Here is a 20,169-nt window from a genome sequence, read left to right on the forward strand (position 1 = left end):
ATTACTTCATGCTGAGTTTGACGTTTTTTTGATTATTGACTTGCATGGTCAGCGAGCTGGCGGAACTCACGCTGACAGGCCAGCGTTGGCTGGAATTCGCCAGAACATAGCCTAATAGTCCTTCTGCCACCTGATGATTTTGGCCGCCTTGCTGAAGTTTCACATCGCTCAGACGCGCGTGAATTGCACCGCTATTGGTGACTTCCAGCATTTTTTTTCCCTGTAGCTCCACCAATTGCCAGCTTAGCTGTGGTTGATGGGTATTCTTGTCTGCGGCCACATTGCCGTAATCCAATCCATCACCGTAGACGAAGAGTGGAATGGAGTAACGCATCTGAAAATTAACGCCTGCACCTTCCTGCGCTTTGGCAGAAAGCGTTGGAGTCGGAATTTCATCAATCAAAATGCGGTAGGCCTGCTCTTGCCCTGCAGTAGGATTCACCTGTTTAATTAAACGAATTAACTGTTTTTTACCGGCTTCAATACGAATAATTGGCGGGCTGGCAATAACGTTTTGTTGATTGAGATAACCTTCTTTGCCCGCCGTTTGCTGCCAGCCCAGAATACGAACCTGCATCATAGTGGCCTGATCGCCTTTATTTTCAACCCATAGGCTAGAGGACTTTTGATCGGCGGGAATGACCGGGTCAATAGGCCAAATCAACACATTATTGGTTGCGAAAATATTGAAGGAAAACCCGGTTAAAATTAATAAAATAAATGGCTTATAACATTTGTTAGCGAGAGTGTTTATTTTTTTCATTGTATTTATTACCAGGTTAAAGTCACTGTTAAGGTGTCCGTATAAAGCCCTGAATAGTTATTTCCATTCAGAGTTAACAGCCCATAAATTGGCAAAGTAATATTATTCGCATTGCTAAAGGTGACGGCGACGTTGCTATTGACCGGAATAGCCGCATTGGTTGTACTGTTATAAAGTGAATAGGGCACTAAATAGGATTGTCCGCTGATTTTAAGATTACGGGTCGAAGTGTAATTAGCTCCACCGTTAATACTCATATTGAGAAGGGTACCAGGCGTGCAGGCGAGAGTAATAGTCGAGCTTTGCGTATAAGTACCGTTGACCTGAGCGGTGGACGTGCCGGGGTAAGTTCCGAAATTAATCTGCCCAAATACGCCGGTATTAGTGCCGCTGATCAGGCAGCCATTGGAAATAATTGCCCCGACCTGAAAAGATTGTGTCGGCAATGCCAATACCGGAAAGACCAAAAATACTAATATTGCTGGGCTATGATAGATAAAAAATGCAAAACCCCATTTTCTATGGCACATAGCCTCTCCATTCTCCCAGACGTTAATAAGTTACCTGTACGCCGATAGTATCGGTGTAAATATCCGGGTAAATGTCAGTGCCGCCGGTTACGCCGGTTATGTTACCGAAGAAGGTATACAGGTTGCCGTAGGTGGCATCGCCGGTGGTGGTTGGCGTCACTGTAGTGGCGTTGACAATCGGTGTGGTAAAAGAATTCGAAGTATAAAGACCATAGGCAATCGCCTGAGTCGTGTTGGTTGTACCGACTAGATAGCGCGGGCCGGTAGACGGCACAGTGCCGTGTATGTTGGCCGGAGCTGCATTACTGCCGGTAATGGTTAGCACAGGGGTGATACCAGGGGAACATTTCACGCTGATGGCGCTGCTTCCCGTACCTGAAGCTCCCGAAAGAGTTGCCGAGCCACCGGTAAATCCGGTGGTGGTGAATGAACCAAAGCTTAAGACACCTAATGTCAGGCCGCTGGTTGCTGCACTGTTGTTAACCAAACAGCCGTTAGTCAACGTTAATGTGGCATTAATGCTGCCCGTTGTGGTCGCCGCCAGAGCAGAATTGAGAAGAATCATAGGTATACCGATGCCACAGATAAGATAATATTTTTTCATCATTTACCCTTAAATTAGCTGGCCAGATCTATTTTTATAAAAATGAAATCTTACTGCTTAATCGGTTGTTCTTTATGATTAAACCCTAGGTTAGCCTTGGGTAAATTTCAAGCTCACCAAATGTAAAAGTGACAGCCTTACTCATTAATTATCAATTTTAGATCCGTTGGCTCGAGATTGCTGAATTAAGAAATTCTTTAATTATATTTTTATTTATAAATTTCAATTGATTAATTAATATTATTTAACTCAACTGGCTATTTGACTAATTCACGTTTAAATACGTCCTCCCTGGTAAAGCGGCTTAATAAGTCTGGCTCCCCTCGAACATCGCCTCTAATTCCTTTTTTGATGAAAAATTTATTGTGATAAACATCACATTTCCAAAACAAAATAGACAGGACTAAAGGTGATCTTAATCACATTTATTCCATGTGGTGATTAATTGTTGCACTAATTTCACTTAACTGATTGGCATAAATGTGACTGATATCACTAATTAGCACGCTATTTTGGGGTGTTTGTGGTGATCTGCGTCACAAATATTTTGCGGATTACGCCCTCATTACAGCCCATGCTAGAGTTTAAATTGCATACAGCAATTCGGCGGATTTTGCAGTGCCGCCTTAATAATTATCTCGCGCTCTTATTGTTAGCGCGTACCAATAGGGGTGTTTTTATGCTTTCACCAGACATTAAGGTTAAAGTGCAAAACTTTGGCCGATTCCTAAGTAATATGGTCATGCCAAATATTGGCGCATTTATCGCTTGGGGTATTATTACCGCTTTATTTATTCCGACTGGCTGGCTGCCAAATGAAACTTTAGCCAAGCTTGTTGGCCCAATGATTACCTATTTATTGCCGTTATTAATCGGTTATACCGGTGGTCGCTTAGTTGGTGGCGAACGCGGTGGCGTCGTCGGTGCTATAACCACCATGGGCGTCATCGTCGGTGCGGATATGCCGATGTTCCTCGGCTCGATGATCGTGGGTCCGTTGGGCGGTTGGGCTATTAAGCGCTTTGACCGTTGGGTTGACGGTAAAATCAAAAGCGGCTTTGAGATGTTGGTTAACAACTTCTCTGCCGGTATTATCGGGATGCTACTGGCTATTCTGGCCTTTATGGCGATCGGCCCACTGGTCGAAATCCTGTCCAAAATGTTGGCTGCTGGCGTGCATGTTATGGTTAAAAATAACCTGCTGCCGTTGGCTTCTATCTTCGTCGAACCGGCGAAAATCCTGTTCCTAAACAACGCTATCAACCACGGTATCTTCTCTCCGCTGGGTATCCAGCAGGCGACGGAAACCGGCAAATCAATCTTCTTCCTGATTGAAGCCAACCCAGGCCCAGGTTTGGGTGTGCTGATGGCCTATATGTTCTTTGGTAAAGGCAATGCCAAGCAATCTGCTGGCGGCGCAGCCATCATCCATTTCTTCGGCGGTATTCACGAAATTTATTTCCCGTATGTACTGATGAATCCGCGCCTGTTGTTGGCGGTGATTTTGGGCGGTATGACCGGCGTGTTCACTTTGACTTTGCTGAACGGCGGTCTGGTTTCTCCTGCTTCTCCAGGCTCTATTCTGGCCGTATTGGCGATGACGCCTAAAGGAGCTTACTTCGCTAACATTGCTGCGGTTGCCGCTGCTTTCGCTGTCTCTTTCGTGGTCTCAGCCATCTTGCTGAAAAACACCAAAGTTAAAGATGATGAAGACAATTTGGAAGAAGCGACTCGCCGCATGCAGGACATGAAGCAACAGTCCAAAGGCGTTCAGGCGGCTAACGCTGCTGCCGCCGCGGGCGATCTGACTACCGTGCGTAAAATTATTGTGGCTTGTGACGCCGGTATGGGTTCGAGCGCGATGGGTGCCGGGGTTCTGCGTAAAAAAGTACAGGATGCCGGATTGAAGCATATCTCCGTGACTAACTGTGCAATCAATAACTTGCCGGAAGATGTCGATCTGGTTATTACCCACCGAGATCTGACTGAGCGGGCAATGCGTCACGCCCCGCAGGCACAGCACATTTCGTTGACCAACTTCCTCGATAGCCAGCTATATACCAATCTGACGACTCGCCTGCTGGAAGCCAGTAAAGAGGCGGAAAGCGCACCGCTAGTGCAGAAAGTGATCGAAACCCTGGATGACAGTTTTGAAGCTTCTGAAGAGCAACTATTCAAGCTGGGTAAAGCAAACATCTTCCTGAATCTGCATGCGGCGACCAAAGAAGAGGCCATTCGCTTCGCGGGTGAGCAGTTGGTTAAGGGGGGTTATGTTGAGCCGGAATACGTTGACGCCATGCTGGAACGCGAAAAACTGACTTCCACTTATTTAGGGGAATCTATCGCGGTACCGCACGGCACCATCGAAGCCAAAGACCGCGTATTACGTACCGGCGTAGTGTTCTGCCAATACCCGAATGGCGTACGTTTTGGCGATGAAGAAGATGAAATTGCGCGTCTGGTCATCGGTATTGCCGCACGTAATAACGAGCATATTCAGGTTATCACCAGCCTGACCAATGCGCTGGATGATGATTCCGTCATCGCGCGCCTGAGCAAAACAGAAAGTGTGCAGGAAGTTTTAGACCTGCTCTCCGGTAAGAAATCTGCCTGAGGGCGGTGAGTGTTGTCCGGCTGCGCAGCAAATTGCGCAGCCCGAATCGGGGCCGGAATTCTCCAATGGCCCCCGTTTTCCAACGGCAAATTCAAGGTAAAAAACTATGAAAGCATTACATTTTGGCGCAGGTAACATTGGCCGCGGTTTTATTGGCAAATTGTTGGCCGATGCCGGAGCTCAGGTGACCTTTGCTGACGTGAACCAGCCTTTGCTGGATGAACTGAATCGTCGTAAATCCTATCAGGTCACGGTTGTCGGTGAGCAGGCGCGCATTGAAGACGTGAAAAACGTCAGCGCGGTACATAGCGGTAGCCCGGAAGTTGTGGGGCTGATTGCCGAGGCCGATATTGTCACCACAGCCGTTGGGCCGCAGGTTTTGGCAAAAATTGCCGGTATCGTGGCGCAGGGGTTGGTTGCCCGCCATCAGGCCGGTAATAATCAGCCGCTGAATATTATCGCTTGTGAAAATATGGTGCGCGGCACCAGCCAGTTCAAGCAGCATGTTTGGGCCGCGTTGCCGGAAGATGAAAAGAACTGGGTGGAAGAACATGTCGGTTTTGTCGATTCAGCCGTAGACCGAATCGTGCCTCCTTCCGCAGAAGGCAGCACCGATCCGTTGGCGGTGACGGTAGAAACTTTCAGCGAGTGGATTGTCGATCAAACCCAGTTTAAAGGCCAACCACCGCAAATCGCCGGTATGGAACTGACTGATAACCTGATGGCGTTTGTGGAGCGCAAACTGTTCACTTTGAATACCGGCCACGCCATTACCGCTTATCTGGGGCAACTTTCTGGCATACAGACCATTCGCGATGCCATTCTTGACGCCGAAATTCGTCAGGTTGTGAAAGGGGCAATGGAAGAGAGCGGCGCAGTGCTGATCAAGCGCTATGGCTTCGACCCTGAAAAACACGCCGCCTATATCAATAAAATCCTATCACGCTTTGAAAACCCTTACCTGCATGATGACGTTGAACGAGTGGGCCGTCAGCCGTTACGTAAGCTGGGCGCGGGCGATCGTCTGATTAAACCGTTAGTGGGCACGCTGGAATATCATCTGCCTCACGATAATCTGGTGAAAGGTATTGCCGCCGCAATGAGCTATCGCAGTGAGCAGGACCCGCAGGCGCAGGAATGGAGCGAATTACTGGATAAAATAGGCGCAAAAGCTGCACTGGCGCAAGTTTCTGGCCTGCCTGCGAATAGCGAGGTTGTCGAACAGGCGGTGAATGTGTATAACGCCATGCAGGAAAACCTGGCGCGTTAAGCTGGCAAAAGCGGCTCACGACGGGATATGCCAACGGATTTGCCCTCCCGGCCTGAGTCGGGAGATAAATACCGCGTCAGTAACCACGGATGCTTGTTAATGATGATAAGAGCAGAGGGACGCGTCTTTCTGCTCTAAATATCGGCTTAACAACAGGGTATTTATCTCAGTGAGTGGGGTATAACCCAGTAGATTTTGCATTGTCGCGGGGCTGCGACCGTGTGAAATGCGTGGGGGAAAGTCCGCAGGATGGCCATTAACCAACCACTGTAGTAGATAACAGATGATTGAAAAAGCACAGGCATTTGAAAATAGGGTTCTGGAACAGCTTAACGCCGGTAAAACCGTCCGAAGTTTCCTTATCGCCGCCGTTGATCTACTGGCCGAAGCCTTAAACATTTTAGTGGTGCAGGTTTTCCGAAAGGACGACTATGCGGTGAAGTATGCCGTGGAACCGCTATTAATTGTTGACGGTCCCTTGGGCGAATTATCTGTGCGTTTGAAGCTGGTTTATGCCTTGGGCGTGATTTCACGTCATGAATATGAAGATGCCGAACTTTTAATGGCGCTGCGTGAAGAAATGAACCACGACGGCGCGGAATATCGTTTCACCGACGATGAGATTCTCGGCCCCTTTGGGGAGTTGCACTGTGTAACCGCGTTACCGCCCGTTCCCACATTTCTCACACCAGAAGAAGCCGAGCCTTCTCTTATTGCTATGCAACACCAACGCTATCAGCAGGTTTTGCGTTCAACGATGGTCTTGTCGATTACCGAGTTCATTTCCCGTATCAGCTTAAAGAAAGTGTCTAAACTGTCGCCGATTCTGCCTTCCTGAGTTTTTATTGGTAGACCGCCATCCATTCATCGACTAATAGCCACAGGGCGGTAGTTGCCATCATTCCTGCCATTAACCCGTTAAATAACCGCAATTTCCAGTTCACCGTGAGGGCATGACGCAACCTATCCCCCATGACTGCCCAGACGCCCACGCACGGCAAATTGAGTAAGGCAAACCCGCTCACCAGTAGCAGCGTGTGGCTGAGCATTTCTCCGGGACTAGGGGTAAATAGAATCGCGACATTGATGCTCATCAGCCAGGCTTTGGGATTGATGGCCTGAAATAGTGAGGCCTGAATAAAACTCATTGGCTGCTGTTTTTCCCGGCTTCCCGGTGCGCCAGACATATAAATCTTCCACGATAGCCAAAGTAAATAGGCACAACCGATTGTCACCAAAGGCAGGCGAATCACCGTGGCCCAGCTTAGTACCAATGCCAATAGCGTTGTGGTCAGCGCGCATTGAAAGGCGCTGCCGAAGGTCACGCCTAACATCATAGGTACGGTTTTTCGCAGGCCGAAATTGACGCCGGATGCAGCCAGCAGCAGATTATTCGGACCGGGCGTGATGGACATAACGGTGACATAACTGATAAATGCGCTATCCAGCATGGGGATTCCTCAGTGAAATAAAACAAAGGAATTAGCATAACCAGCAATGGACGGTGGCGGCAGAACCAGAAGTTCTCTATTCTGATGGGTACAGTAAAGCAAACTTTAAACTGTACCCATCGAAACAGTGGAGAATTGTCACTATGTCTACTATTACTAATAAAATCCGCTATTTACAACTTGCAGATGGGTTAACCAAAGCGATAGATAATGGCAGTTTATCTGCGGGAAGCCGCTTGCCGTCGGTGCGAAGCTGCGCCCAGAGCCATCAGGTCAGCATTAATACCGTGGTGGCCGCCTATCGTACGTTGGAAGATCGTGGCCTGATCGAGGCACGTCCGCAGTCCGGTTTTTATGTTTGCACTCCTTCCAGTGCGCTGGTGCCAACGGTTTCGGCTAGTAAACCGGTGGACGAGGTGCTGGATTTGATAGAAACGGTGTTTGCCGCTCAGTCCAACCCGGCTTTTACTAATATTTCATTGGCTTGCCCACAAACATCTGATTTTTATCCCAGCGCCAAGCTAGGGCGTGTGATGGCTTCTTTGCTACGCCGCCAGCCGGATTTAATCAGCAAATACGCATTACCACCTGGCAGTCAGCGTTTGCGCCAGCAAATTGCTCGTCGAGGGCTAACTTTGGGGATGGTGACAAATCCTGCAGAGATAACCATTACTCACGGTTGTATGGAGGCACTACAGCTGGCGTTGCGTGTCACCACTAAACCGGGAGACTGCGTTGGACTGGAATCGCCGACCTATTTCTATCTGATGCCATTGTTAGCCAGTTTAGGTTTGCGAACCATTGAAATTCCGACCGATCCGCTGCAAGGGTTATCGTTGGATGTGTTGGAATTGCTGCTTCAGGAAGGGCGGCTGAATGCGGTTATTGCAATGCCGACGGTGCAAAATCCGCTTGGTTACACAATGCCTTTGGCGGCCAAAAAACGGTTGGCCCGCCTGATGAACGATCATCAGGTGCCGCTTATTGAAGATGGTTTATACGCTGAAATTCAGTTTGGCAGCAGTTTGTCGCCAGCGGTGAAAGCTTTCGATCGGGATGGTTGGATACTATTTTGCTCTAGTTTTACAAAAACGCTGGCACCTGATTTTCGTATCGGCTGGATTGACGGTGGTCGTTTTTCCGAAGCGTTACACAAGCTAAAAGCCGTTTCTTCGATGGCAGAACCGGCGTTGTTATCGGAAACGCTAGCGCTGTTTTTGGAGTCCGGCGGTTATGATCACCACTTACGCGGATTGCGCCGCCGCTACGCTACTCAGGTGGAGCAGGCGCGTATCTTGATTAATCGACACTTTCCCCTGGGAACGAAAGCGACCCGACCTGCCGGCGGCTTCGTTTTTTGGGTAGAATTGCCTCCCTCGGTGGACACCGTTGCGTTGTATCATCAAATGCTGCAACAGCATATTTGCCTGACTCCGGGCACGCTATATTCACCCAGCGGGCGCTATCGTCACGCTTTCCGCCTGTCATGCTGCTATCCGTTTAACGATAGTTATACCCAGGCTTTGGCGGTGGTAGGAGCGGCAGCCTGTGAGATCAGTGGATTACCCGCAGGCGTTGGCTGGTGATCTGCTCAGGTGCGGGCTGTCGAAAGAAGCGCATCCTGATACACTATAGGTGATATCCTATTTCCAACTTTAGCGAATTTTCGTGCCCATCAGTGGCATGTACGGGCCAACTTTATGAAAGAACAAGCAGAAATCAAACGTCTGAGCGACATGCTGGATGCATTGAACCACAAAGATACCGCAGTCATTCAACAGGGTAACGTTGATTTGATCGCCCAGCATATGAAAGAAAAAGAAAAACTGGCTGCTGAAATTCAGCGTTTGAAAGAGGTTCGGGTAAAAAACCTGAGCGTTCAGGCGCAGGAATTGACCAAAATGCCATTCAGCCGAGCCATCACCAAAAAAGAACAGGCCGATATGGGTTCACTGAAAAAAGTGGCTCGTGGTTTGATCGTGGTGCACCCAATGACGGCGCTAGGCCGTGAAATGGGGCTGAAAGAAGTGACCGGTTACGCGAAAAAAGCGTTCTGATTTTTATCAGCGGTGTAATAGAAACCGAGTTGATGGCCATGCTATCAACCCGGTTTTTTCTAATGTATTAGTCAGATATCTAGATGTTTTTTGTGAAACACGCAGATCAAATCTTTAGGCTCTCGCCCGGCCCAACAGGCGGTGATTGAAATTCTCTATTTCGCCATGAATCAATCGCGTCACCATGGTTTTGCTCCAGCTAGCAGACAGCCCGGCGGCACCAAGTAAACGGCGATATTCTTCTTCATCAAACGGCATATGGAAAGCAATGGCAATCGCCTCTGCGACCGAAATATCGCAGCAACGGGTAACTAGCGCCATCGGCTGTTCGTCACTCACCTTTCCCGGTGATATCACGCGGTAAAGCCAGCCGCACAGACCGGTTTGCTGCATCAATACCGAAAGATCCTCAATAGCGAAGTGAAAATTGAGTTTGTAGCAAGGCGATCGCGGTTGCGTAACCTGAATCAGCGCTTCTCCCCACCGGAAAATATCACCGATATAAACATTCTGTTCGGTTAAGCCTTCCGTAGAGATATTCTCGCCAAAAGCGGGTGCATTGAAGTTATCCGCCTGTTCTGGAAATTGCTGGCGCCAATGAGCGTAATGTTCGCGGGGATAGTGGCACAGAGCGCGATCCGGGCCGCCGTGAAAGCGTGTTTCAGCCTGCTCATCACCTTCTAATCCTAACGGCTTCAGCATCAGGCTGCCGTCCGTTTGGCGCTTACCAATGGCGCTGGGGCTGCTGCCGGGGTAAGGCTCGATATTACCGATATAGACCTGCGGATAAACCATTAAGCTCTCCTTGTCTGCTTACGCGGGGTAAGATTCAGAATACCTTGCAATCAGTCTGGCTACCAATGGCAAAATTGTATGGATAACTTAGGGTTAATCGGTATGAGTGAATGGACGGGAGCCACGCGAAGCGGCTCCCGTAGTGCGAGGATTAGAAGGTTTCCCAGTTATCCTGCTGATTTGTTTTTACATTATCTGATGCCGGACGAGATGCGGCTGGCGATGTGTTAGTCGCAACCTGAGCCGAATCGTCGGCTTCCGTGTTTTCCGATAAACGGAATACGGCGACGGCCTGCGCCAATAGAATCGCCTGCTCGGCCAGCGAATCGGCAGCGGCAGCGGATTCTTCTACTAGTGCGGCGTTTTGCTGCGTGGTGCTATCCATTTCAGATATCGCCTGGCTGACCTGCGTAATTCCACGGCTTTGTTCATCGGAAGCAGAGGCAATTTCCGCCATAATATCGCGCACATGTGTCACCGAACGAACGATATTCTCCATGGTTTGACCGGCATTTTGCACCAAAGAAGTGCCGTTATTGACCTGTGAAACCGACTCGGCGATCAGCCCTTCGATTTCTTTTGCCGCCTGTGCGCTGCGCTGCGCCAGATTGCGTACTTCGCTAGCGACCACGGCAAAACCGCGCCCTTGTTCGCCTGCTCGCGCTGCTTCCACCGCCGCATTCAGTGCCAGTATGTTGGTTTGGAAAGCGATGCTATTGATTACCGAGGTAATTTCAGAGATGCGCTTAGAGCTGCTGGAAATATCGCTCATGGTTCGCACTACGTCATTTACCAGTTTTCCGCCTTTCTGCGCGGTATCAGAAGCTTCGGTGGCTAACTGATTGGCATGATGTGCGTTATCGGCGTTCTGTTTCACGGTGGCGTTTAGCTGCTCCATACTGGCGGCAGTTTCTTCTACCGCGGCGGCCTGTTGTTCGGTACGCGATGATAGATCGGTATTACCAGCAGCAATCTCGCCAGAGGCATGAGAAACCTGACTGACGCCAATGCGAATATCATCAATCATGCTGCGCAGATTTTCATTCATGCGCGCCACGGCGTTCATTAACAGACCCAGTTCATCGGAACGAGATGAGGTGGTGGCCGCGGTCAGATCGCCGGTGGCAATACGTTCTGCCATCGCCAGCGTGGTACGCAACGGCACGGTAATCTGGCGGGTAATACGCCAGGCGATTAACAAACCAACTAAAAGCGCCACCATTGCGACAACGGTCATCTGCGTCTGCGCATTGTCGATTTCATCGTGAGTGCCTTGTAACTCCTGAACAAACAGATTTTTAACCAGAGAATTCAGCTCGATAGCTTTAGTTTCTAACTGTTTTCCTGCGGCAATTTCCTGTTCGTAAGCCGGTAAGTAAGCCAGAATATTCGCTTTATAGGCTTTCAAACTGTCGATAACCGGTGCCATCATTTTCTGTTGTTCGGTAGACAGTACCGGCAGGAATGCGTTGGCGGCGTTTTGCGCCACATCAATCGCGGTAATCATCGAGTCTTCTGCCTCTTGATTACGATCCAGCAGCAGCCCACGGGCGTTATAGCGTACCGCCATCAGTTTCTGGTTCATTTCTGCCAGTAGGATGCGGGTGTTGGTATCTGCCCCTTCATTCAGGAAGTTCTGTTCAAGCTGATTCAGGTATTTCTGGGTTTCAGAAATGTTCCAGCTTTTGCGGACGTTATCTTTTCGTTCAACCGTAGCCAGAAACTCTCTCTGTTCCAGCTGATAGGCTTTAATCACTTCGATAATTCGATCGATGTTTTTGCGGTTTTCAGCGCTCCAGTTCATGTTCTCTTTTTGCGCCAACAGTGTAAGGATATTATTGATATGTTTGGCGTTAACCGTCATAAACGCGGGATCGTAAGATCGTTCGTACAGCGCCCGATTGTACTTTGCCTGGTTCACTTCATCGTTAATTTGATAGCTCAGGTCAACCTTATAGGCGCGCGCTTCGATCTCGGAAAAGTGGTAAGCCCCGGTACCTGCGATGATGCTAACCAGCAGCAGCATAATGAAAAAACTTAATCCCAGTTTTTTCCCTACTTTTACGTTCTCAAAGCTTCCAAATAAATTGCTCATTGCAGCCATACTATTCTCCGTTATGCGGTATTCCTAAGACAGATCAATCAGCGCTGGTGAATTCAGGGAAGGGTCTAGTTATTTGGGGAATGATTATTGCTGGTTTAACTATTGAGCAGTAACTAGCCTGTTTAACTCAGGCTTTGTTTCTCAATAGCGATGTGGGCAATAGTTCTTCTTGTACAATCTATCGGCAACTCATGGTTAAACTTTAGCAATAAAAAGCGCTGTTAATAGCCGTTCTGGTGCTATTCCCTGCGGTGAGATGGGGGAGATACTCGTGGAAATAGCGATGTGCTTAGGATGTATCTGCGCCATCAGCGGGAATTCTATAGGCAAAAAAATGCCGGCAATCAGCTGCCGGCATGGTCATTCGCGAGAAAGGGCGGAAACCCGCGCTGACTCTGGCTAATCGGGCTTATTTTTTCGCTTCAGCGAAACGTTTAGCCGCTTCGTTCCAGTTAACCACGTTCCAGAATGCTTTGATGTAGTCTGGGCGACGGTTTTGGAATTTCAGGTAGTAAGCATGTTCCCACACATCCAGACCCAGAATCGGGAAGCCAGATGCGCCAGAAACCGCTTCGCCCATCAGCGGGCTATCCTGGTTAGCGGTAGACACTACGGCCAGTTTGCCGTCGTCTTTCAACACCAGCCACGCCCAGCCAGAACCGAAACGCGTTGCCGCAGCTTTTTCGAATTCTTCTTTGAATTTGTCTACGCTACCGAAATCGCGCTCAATAGCGGCTTTCAGGTCGCCTTCCAGCGTGGTGTTCAGCGCCAGACCTTTCCAGAACAGGCTGTGGTTAGCGTGGCCACCGGCGTTGTTACGCATGAAGGTGCGCTTGTCAGCAGGAACTTTGCTCAGGTCTTTGATAACTTCTTCCACGCTCAGGCTAGCCAGCTCCGGGTAAGCTTCTAGCACGGTGTTCGCGTTGTTAACATAAGTCTGATGATGTTTGGTGTGATGGATTTCCATCGTCTGCTTATCGAAATGTGGTTCTAGTGCGTCGTAAGCATAAGGCAGTGATGGCAGTGAGTAACTCATATTCATCGTCTCCGTAGTGTAGAGCGGCGCAAAAAAAGTGAGCGCCACGTAAGCATTCGGATCATTATAGTTAAATAAATGATATTGAAAATGATTATCAATGCCGTAGTTTTTGTGTGGTTACTGCGTGTTCTCGATAAAATGAATGTGTGACGAAACTTTTAATATTCTTTTTAATTCAATCACTCTTCGATACGACGGGCACTTTTTTTTTGTGCTTCACACTCAAGAATGATGGCTTTCTCTGCTGCCCCTCTTCCCCGCACTAAAGCGAAATAAGGTCACCGCGTGGTTCGATCCTCTATGTGCAGCTTTAACTCAGTATTGAGCCAATAAAAGCCACCGCCTTTAGATTAACCGCTGCGGATGAGTGTATACCGTGGCTCTGCCGGGTTTGCTAAAACCGACCAGCGTGAGATTGCAACGCTCGGCGACCTCAACGGCTAGCGTGGTGGCGGCAGACACGGCAAATAGAATCTCGATGCCGCACATGGCGGATTTCTGCACCATTTCATAGCTGGCGCGGCTGGAAACCAATACCGCGCCTTGCTGCCACGGCTGTTTGGCTCGTAGTCCTAAAAGTTTATCCAAGGCGACGTGGCGACCGACATCTTCGCAGCCACCTAATAATTCGCCTTCTGGGTTAATCCAGGCCGCCGCATGGGTGCAACCGGTGAGCTGGCCCACGGTTTGTACCTGTTTTAGCTGCCCCAATGCTCTATCCAAATGGTTTAAATCAAAACGTTGGCTGAAGGGCAAAGGCGTTATTGGGCGGAAAATATCGGCCAGTTGCTCGATGCCACACACGCCGCAGCCAGTGCGGCCCGCCATGGCTCGGCGTCGTTCTTTCAAACCGGCAAACCGGCGGCTGGATAGCTCAATTGCGACCTCGATGCCGTTGCAGGTGGGATTAACGTCGATAGCGTAAATATCCTGCGGGCGACTGATAATCCCTTCTGATAAGGAAAAACCGAGGGCAAAAGCCTCCAGATCTTTCGGCGTTCCCATCATGACGACATGAGAAATCCCGTTATATACCAGAGCAATAGGCACTTCTTCCGCCAGCCAGTCGGGCTGAGTGGTGGTTAAGTCCTGCCGCTGCCACAGCTTGAGTTGTCTGGCACCGCAAATATCGGTCGAATTGGCTGTTTGTGCTGGTTTGATCTGGCTCACTGATGCGATCCTGAGTGTTATATCCCATAATGACAGTGTGGTAGTATTCCACGGTAAGGATAAGGCTGTGAACCTTATTCTCTATCGCGGCAAAGCGGTAGTGAGATAACGATTTTAGCGCTGACGCCTTTATCGGGGAAAGCGCCTGTTAAATACACTGTGACAATCGTGAATTGAGGAGAGACCCATGCAGGTCAGCAGAAGGCAGTTCTTTAAGATCTGCGCTGGCGGTATGGCAGGAACCACGGCGGCGGCACTCGGCTTTGCGCCGGCGGTGGCGTTGGCGGAAACGCGACAGTATAAATTGCTGCGAGCCCGCGAAACCCGTAATACCTGCACATATTGCTCCGTTGGTTGCGGGCTATTGATGTATAGCCTCGGCGACGGTGCAAAAAACGCCAAAGAGAGTATTTTCCACATTGAAGGCGATCCGGATCACCCGGTCAACCGTGGTGCACTTTGCCCGAAAGGTGCTGGCCTGATTGACTTTATCCACAGCGAAAGTCGTCTTAAATATCCAGAATACCGCGCGCCAGGCTCCGATAAATGGCAGCGAATCAGTTGGGATGATGCTTTTACTCGTATCGCCAAACTGATGAAAGAAGACCGAGATGCGAATTTCATTAAGACCAACGAAGCGGGCGTGACCGTTAACCGTTGGCTCAGCACCGGTATGCTGTGTGCCTCTGCATCCAGTAACGAAACGGGTTATCTGACTCAAAAATTCAGTCGCGCTCTCGGCATGCTTGCCGTAGACAACCAAGCACGTGTCTGACACGGACCAACGGTAGCAAGTCTTGCTCCAACATTTGGTCGCGGTGCGATGACCAACCACTGGGTTGACATTAAGAACGCGAATTTAGTTATCGTCATGGGCGGTAACGCGGCTGAAGCGCATCCAGTGGGATTCCGCTGGGCGATGGAAGCCAAGATCCACAACAATGCCAAGCTGATCGTGATAGATCCGCGCTTTACCCGTACTGCATCGGTGGCTGATTTCTATACGCCAATCCGTTCCGGTACCGATATTGCGTTCCTATCCGGCGTACTGTTGTATCTGATCACCAACGAAAAAATTAACCGCGAATACGTCGAGGCTTACACCAACGCCAGCCTGCTGGTGCGGGAAGACTTTGCCTTTGAAGACGGCCTGTTCAGCGGCTACGACGCCGATAACCGTAAATATGATAAAACCAGCTGGAACTATCAGTTGGATGAAAACGGCTACGCCAAACGGGACGTCACCCTGCAAGATCCGCGCTGCGTTTGGAACCTGCTGAAAGAACATATCAGCCGCTACACGCCGGAAGTGGTTAGCAATATCTGCGGTACGCCGCAGGAAGATTTTATCAAAGTTTGTGAATACATTGCCGAAACCAGTGCTGCGGATAAAACCGCGTCCTTCCTGTATGCACTGGGCTGGACTCAGCATTCCGTCGGCGCGCAAAACATCCGTACCATGGCAATGATCCAACTGCTGCTCGGCAATATGGGCATGGCCGGTGGCGGGGTTAACGCCTTGCGCGGTCACTCCAATATTCAAGGTCTGACTGACCTTGGCCTGTTGTCGCAAAGCCTGCCGGGTTACATGAACCTGCCGTCCGAAAAACAGCCGGATCTGGAAACCTATCTTGCTGCCAATACGCCGAAAACCCTGTTGCCGGGTCAGGTGAACTACTGGAGTAACTATCCGAAATTCTTCGTCAGCATGATGAAAAGTTTCTACGGGGATAAAGCGCAGAAGGAAAATAGCTGGGGCTACGATTGGCTACCTAAATGGGATAAAGGCTACGACGTACTACAGTACTTCGAGATGATGTCGCAGGGTAAGGTCAACGGCTATCTGTGCCAAGGTTTTAACCCGGTTGCTTCGTTCCCGAATAAAAACAAAGTAATAGCTTCACTGTCCAAACTGAAGTTCCTGGTCACTATCGATCCACTGAATACGGAAACCTCGAATTTCTGGCAGAACCACGGCGAGTTTAACGACGTCGATCCGTCAAAAATTCAGACCGAAGTGTTCCGTCTGCCATCTACCTGTTTTGCTGAAGAAAACGGCTCTATCGTGAACTCCGGCCGCTGGTTGCAATGGCACTGGAAAGGCGCAGACGCCCCCGGCGAAGCCATGAACGACGGTGGCATTCTGGCGGGTATTCTGATGCGCTTGCGCGAGATGTATCAGCGTGAAGGCGGTGCGGTGCCGGAACAGGTGCTCAATATGACCTGGGACTACCTGACGCCAGACAATCCAGAGCCGGAAGAAGTGGCGATGGAAAGCAACGGTCGCGCATTGGCAGATATTACCGATGCCGACGGCAAAGTGCTGGTGAAAAAAGGCGAGCAATTGAGTACCTTTGCTCATCTGCGCGATGACGGTACTACCGCCAGCGGTTGTTGGATCTTTGCCGGTAGCTGGACGCCAGCGGGTAACCAAATGGCACGCCGTGATAACGCCGATCCGTCTGGCCTCGGTAATACGCTGGGTTGGGCATGGGCATGGCCGTTGAACCGCCGTATTTTGTACAACCGCGCCTCGGCTGACCCACAGGGTAAACCTTGGGATCCGAAACGCCAGCTGCTGGAATGGGACGGAGCGAAATGGACTGGAGTCGATGTTGCTGACTACAGCGCCGCCGCGCCAGGCAGTGATGTCGGGCCGTTTATCATGCAGCCGGAAGGGATGGGGCGTCTGTTCGCCATCGACAAAATGGCGGAAGGGCCGTTCCCGGAACACTACGAGCCGTTTGAAACGCCACTGGGTACCAACCCGCTGCATCCGAACGTGATTTCCAATCCGGCCGCTCGCGTATTTAAAGACGATTTGGAAAGTATGGGCTCCCATGAGCAATTCCCTTATGTGGGCACCACTTATCGTCTGACCGAGCATTTCCACTACTGGACTAAGCATGCGTTATTGAACGCTATTGCCCAGCCGGAGCAATTTGTGGAAATCGGTGAAAAACTGGCCGAGAAGAAAGGCATTAAGCACGGGGATACGGTGAAAGTCAGCTCTAACCGAGGCTATATCAAAGCTAAGGCGGTAGTGACCAAACGTATTCGCACGCTGAGGGTTCACGGACAGGAAGTGGATACCATTGGTATTCCTATTCACTGGGGTTATGAAGGGGTAGCGAAAAAAGGCTTTATTGCTAATACCCTGACGCCGTTCGTTGGCGATGCCAATACGCAAACGCCAGAGTTCAAGGCGTTCCTGGTTAACGTGGAAAAGGTGTAACGGAGAACAACTATGTCACTGCAATCTCAAGACATTATTCGGCGCTCCGGTACTCATTCCCTGACGCCACCGCCGCAGGATCGTAACTATCAGGCTGAAGTGGCGAAGCTTATCGACGTCACCACCTGTATCGGTTGTAAAGCCTGTCAGGTCGCCTGCTCGGAATGGAATGATATCCGTGATGAAGTCGGTCATAACGTCGGGGTGTACGATAACCCCGCCGATTTAACCGCTAAATCATGGACGGTAATGCGTTTCTCCGAAGTGGAGGAAAACGGCAAGCTGGAATGGCTGATCCGTAAGGATGGCTGTATGCACTGTGCCGATCCGGGCTGCCTGAAGGCATGTCCGTCGGAAGGGGCTATTATTCAGTACGCCAATGGCATCGTGGATTTCCAATCGGAGCATTGTATTGGTTGTGGTTACTGCATTGCCGGCTGTCCTTTCGATGTACCGCGCATGAACAAGGACGACAATCGGGTGTACAAATGTACCCTATGCGTTGACCGCGTTAATGTGGGTCAGGAACCGGCCTGTGTGAAAACCTGTCCGACAGGCGCTATTCACTTTGGTACTAAAGAGTCGATGAAGGAAGTGGCGGCTGGGCGCGTGGCAGAATTGAAAACCCGTGGGTTTGATAACGCAGGTTTATACGATCCGGCTGGCGTTGGCGGTACTCACGTTATGTACGTGTTGCACCATGCGGATAAACCGCAGCTTTACCACGGTTTACCTGAAAATCCGACCATTAGCCCGACGGTTACCTTCTGGAAAGGCATTTGGAAACCATTGGCTGCGGTGGGCTTTGCTGCCACCTTTGCCGCCAGTATTTTCCACTATGTTGGCGTTGGCCCGAACCGGGTGGAAGAAGATGAGGATGAAGAGGATAAATCCGTCCCTGCATCGTCAGATTCATCGTCATCTACTCAGCCATCTTCCGAACAGCAAGACGGGGAGACGCGGAAATGAAAAAAGAAAAGCCGATCCAGCGCTACAGCGCACCGGAGCGAATCAACCATTGGATAGTGGCCTTCTGCTTTATGCTGGCGGCCATTAGTGGGCTGGGATTCTTCTTCCCTTCCTTTAACTGGCTGATGAACATCTTCGGTACGCCGCAGCTGGCGCGAATTCTTCATCCCTTTGCCGGGGTGATTATGTTCGCTGCGTTTATGATCATGTTTTTCCGTTACTGGAAACACAACCTGATCAACCGCGAAGACCTGGTCTGGGCGAAAAATATCCACAAAATTGCCATGAATGAGGAAGTGGGCGACACGGGACGCTATAATTTTGGTCAGAAATGCGTATTCTGGGCAGCAATTATAAGTCTGGTGCTGTTAGTGGCCAGTGGTGTGGTTATCTGGCGGCCTTACTTCGCCGAGTATTTCCCGATTCCATTGATTCGCCTGGCGTTACTGGTGCACTCATTGGCAGCGGTGGGGCTGATCATCGTCATCATGGTTCACATTTATGCGGCCATTTGGGTGAAAGGCACGATAACGGCGATGGTGGAAGGCTGGGTACCTGCGGCATGGGCGAAAAAGCACCATCCGCGCTGGTATCGGGAAATCCGTCAGAAAAAACAGGAAGAGAAACCCTGAAATGAGTATTCGCATTGTCCCTAAGGACCAACTTAGTCAACAAAGCGAAAGAGCATCAACGGCGGGGACAATCCCGCCGTTACTTTTCGCGAATTTAAAAAGCCTGTATACCCGCCGAACCGAACGTTTACGGCAACTGGCGCTAGATAATCCGTTGTCTGATTATCTGGATTTTGCCGCCAGAATTACCGAAGCGCAGCAAAAAGCGCTGCACGATCACCCGCTGACGTTGGATATGCGGGCGGAGCTGGAGCACTCGGCCGCTAGCGGCAAGCCGCCGTTGGATGCGAGCGTATTTCCTCGTACTGAGCACTGGCGTTTGTTGCTGTCGGCGCTGATTGCCGAACTGCGTCCAGATGCGCCTGAGCATATTCAGGTCGTGCTGGATAATCTGGAAAAATCATCGGTACATGAGCTGGAGCTCTACGCTGACGCATTGTTGAATCGCGAATTCGGCAAGATCGGCAGTGAGAAATCCCCGTTTATCTGGGCGGCGCTATCGCTGTATTGGGCGCAAATGGCCAGCCAGATTCCCGGTAAAGCTCGTGCGGAATATGGTGAACACCGTCAGTTCTGCCCGGTCTGCGGCAGTATTCCGGTTTCCAGCGTGGTGCATATCGGTACGGTGAACGGCCTGCGTTACCTGCACTGCAATCTGTGTGAAAGCGAATGGCACGTCGTGCGGATAAAATGCAGTAACTGCGAGCAAAGCCGCGATCTGAATTATTGGTCACTGGATAGCGAACTGGCAGCGGTAAAAGCAGAAAGTTGTGGTGATTGCGGCACTTATCTAAAAATTCTGTATCAGGAAAAAGATCCGCAGGTTGAAGCGGTGGCTGATGATTTGGCCTCGCTGATTCTGGATGCCAAAATGGAAGGAGAAGGTTTCGCCCGCAGTAGCGTTAATCCGTTCCTGTTCCCCGGCGAATAACTTTC

17 protein-coding genes are annotated in these 20,169 nt (G+C 50.1%); 9 read left to right on the forward strand and 8 right to left on the reverse strand.

Annotation, left to right across the window (positions count from 1 at the left end):
• Position 1 precedes the first annotated feature (1 nt).
• From ACQ4OC_RS14230 to ACQ4OC_RS14240, 3 genes are read right to left on the reverse strand one after another with little or no spacing between them, the layout of a single operon-like run.
• Positions 2–763 (reverse strand): fimbrial biogenesis chaperone, encoded by a 762-nt coding sequence (locus tag ACQ4OC_RS14230; protein ID WP_120806520.1) that lies wholly within the window; start codon positions 761–763, stop codon positions 2–4.
• Between the two features lie 8 nt (positions 764–771).
• A complete protein-coding gene (locus ACQ4OC_RS14235) occupies positions 772–1,293 on the reverse strand; it encodes a Csu type fimbrial protein (protein ID WP_064515893.1) in 522 nt (173 codons plus the stop codon).
• Positions 1,294–1,315: 22 nt separating this feature from the next.
• A complete protein-coding gene (locus tag ACQ4OC_RS14240) occupies positions 1,316–1,858 on the reverse strand; it encodes a spore coat protein U domain-containing protein (RefSeq protein ID WP_158513764.1) in 543 nt (180 codons plus the stop codon).
• Positions 1,859–2,576: 718 nt separating this feature from the next.
• Between ACQ4OC_RS14240 and ACQ4OC_RS14245 the strand changes: the two genes are divergently transcribed.
• From ACQ4OC_RS14245 to ACQ4OC_RS14255, 3 genes are all read left to right on the forward strand, one after another.
• Entirely contained in the window at positions 2,577–4,511 is a 1,935-nt protein-coding gene (locus ACQ4OC_RS14245; protein ID WP_064515890.1) for a PTS mannitol transporter subunit IICBA, read from the forward strand.
• A gap of 106 nt (positions 4,512–4,617) precedes the next feature.
• On the forward strand, positions 4,618–5,781 hold the full coding sequence (locus tag ACQ4OC_RS14250) for a mannitol-1-phosphate 5-dehydrogenase (protein WP_120806518.1): 1,164 nt from the start codon (positions 4,618–4,620) through the stop codon (positions 5,779–5,781).
• A gap of 283 nt (positions 5,782–6,064) precedes the next feature.
• On the forward strand, positions 6,065–6,619 hold the full coding sequence (locus ACQ4OC_RS14255; protein WP_049597379.1) for an MltR family transcriptional regulator: 555 nt from the start codon (positions 6,065–6,067) through the stop codon (positions 6,617–6,619).
• A 4-nt stretch (positions 6,620–6,623) separates the two neighbouring features.
• Here ACQ4OC_RS14255 and ACQ4OC_RS14260 read toward each other — a convergent pair whose 3' ends face one another.
• Entirely contained in the window at positions 6,624–7,232 is a 609-nt protein-coding gene (locus ACQ4OC_RS14260) for a LysE family translocator (RefSeq protein ID WP_064515886.1), read from the reverse strand.
• Positions 7,233–7,375: 143 nt separating this feature from the next.
• Between ACQ4OC_RS14260 and ACQ4OC_RS14265 the strand changes: the two genes are divergently transcribed.
• The gene (locus ACQ4OC_RS14265; RefSeq protein WP_064515884.1) at positions 7,376–8,818 is read left to right on the forward strand and encodes a PLP-dependent aminotransferase family protein; all 1,443 of its coding nucleotides are present in this window, start codon (positions 7,376–7,378) and stop codon (positions 8,816–8,818) included.
• A gap of 114 nt (positions 8,819–8,932) precedes the next feature.
• Positions 8,933–9,289, forward strand: a complete 357-nt coding sequence (locus ACQ4OC_RS14270) for a YibL family ribosome-associated protein (RefSeq protein WP_064515882.1) — start codon at positions 8,933–8,935, stop codon at positions 9,287–9,289.
• A 114-nt stretch (positions 9,290–9,403) separates the two neighbouring features.
• Here the strand turns inward: ACQ4OC_RS14270 and yiiM are convergent, their stop codons facing one another.
• From yiiM to fdhD, 4 genes are all read right to left on the reverse strand, one after another.
• Positions 9,404–10,084 (reverse strand): 6-hydroxyaminopurine reductase, encoded by a 681-nt coding sequence (gene yiiM, locus ACQ4OC_RS14275; protein ID WP_064515880.1) that lies wholly within the window; start codon positions 10,082–10,084, stop codon positions 9,404–9,406.
• A 151-nt stretch (positions 10,085–10,235) separates the two neighbouring features.
• Complete coding sequence (locus tag ACQ4OC_RS14280; RefSeq protein ID WP_064515878.1) at positions 10,236–12,188, reverse strand: methyl-accepting chemotaxis protein; 1,953 nt, start codon at positions 12,186–12,188, stop codon at positions 10,236–10,238.
• Between the two features lie 409 nt (positions 12,189–12,597).
• On the reverse strand, positions 12,598–13,224 hold the full coding sequence (gene sodA, locus ACQ4OC_RS14285; protein WP_064515876.1) for a superoxide dismutase [Mn]: 627 nt from the start codon (positions 13,222–13,224) through the stop codon (positions 12,598–12,600).
• Between the two features lie 348 nt (positions 13,225–13,572).
• Entirely contained in the window at positions 13,573–14,397 is an 825-nt protein-coding gene (fdhD, locus tag ACQ4OC_RS14290) for a formate dehydrogenase accessory sulfurtransferase FdhD (RefSeq protein WP_430971285.1), read from the reverse strand.
• Positions 14,398–14,584: 187 nt separating this feature from the next.
• Here fdhD and fdnG point away from each other — a divergent pair, with 187 nt between their 5' ends.
• Genes fdnG through fdhE form a run of 4 tightly spaced genes read left to right on the forward strand, consistent with a single transcriptional unit; the run spans position 14,585 to position 20,164 of the window.
• Positions 14,585–17,632: a formate dehydrogenase-N subunit alpha gene (gene fdnG, locus ACQ4OC_RS14295; protein WP_120806512.1), complete on the forward strand. Its 3,048-nt coding sequence runs from the start codon at positions 14,585–14,587 to the stop codon at positions 17,630–17,632.
• Between the two features lie 12 nt (positions 17,633–17,644).
• Positions 17,645–18,601, forward strand: coding sequence for a formate dehydrogenase subunit beta (gene fdxH, locus ACQ4OC_RS14300; protein ID WP_064515870.1), 957 nt, complete (start codon positions 17,645–17,647; stop codon positions 18,599–18,601).
• Positions 18,598–19,233, forward strand: a complete 636-nt coding sequence (gene fdoI, locus ACQ4OC_RS14305) for a formate dehydrogenase cytochrome b556 subunit (RefSeq protein WP_064515866.1) — start codon at positions 18,598–18,600, stop codon at positions 19,231–19,233. The genes fdxH and fdoI overlap by 4 nt, the downstream gene beginning before the upstream one ends.
• Before the next feature lies 1 nt (position 19,234).
• A complete protein-coding gene (gene fdhE / locus ACQ4OC_RS14310) occupies positions 19,235–20,164 on the forward strand; it encodes a formate dehydrogenase accessory protein FdhE (RefSeq protein ID WP_064515864.1) in 930 nt (309 codons plus the stop codon).
• Positions 20,165–20,169 lie beyond the last annotated feature (5 nt).

This window comes from Yersinia sp. J1, from assembly GCF_050586585.1.
Taxonomy (GTDB): Bacteria; Pseudomonadota; Gammaproteobacteria; order Enterobacterales; family Enterobacteriaceae; genus Yersinia; species Yersinia entomophaga.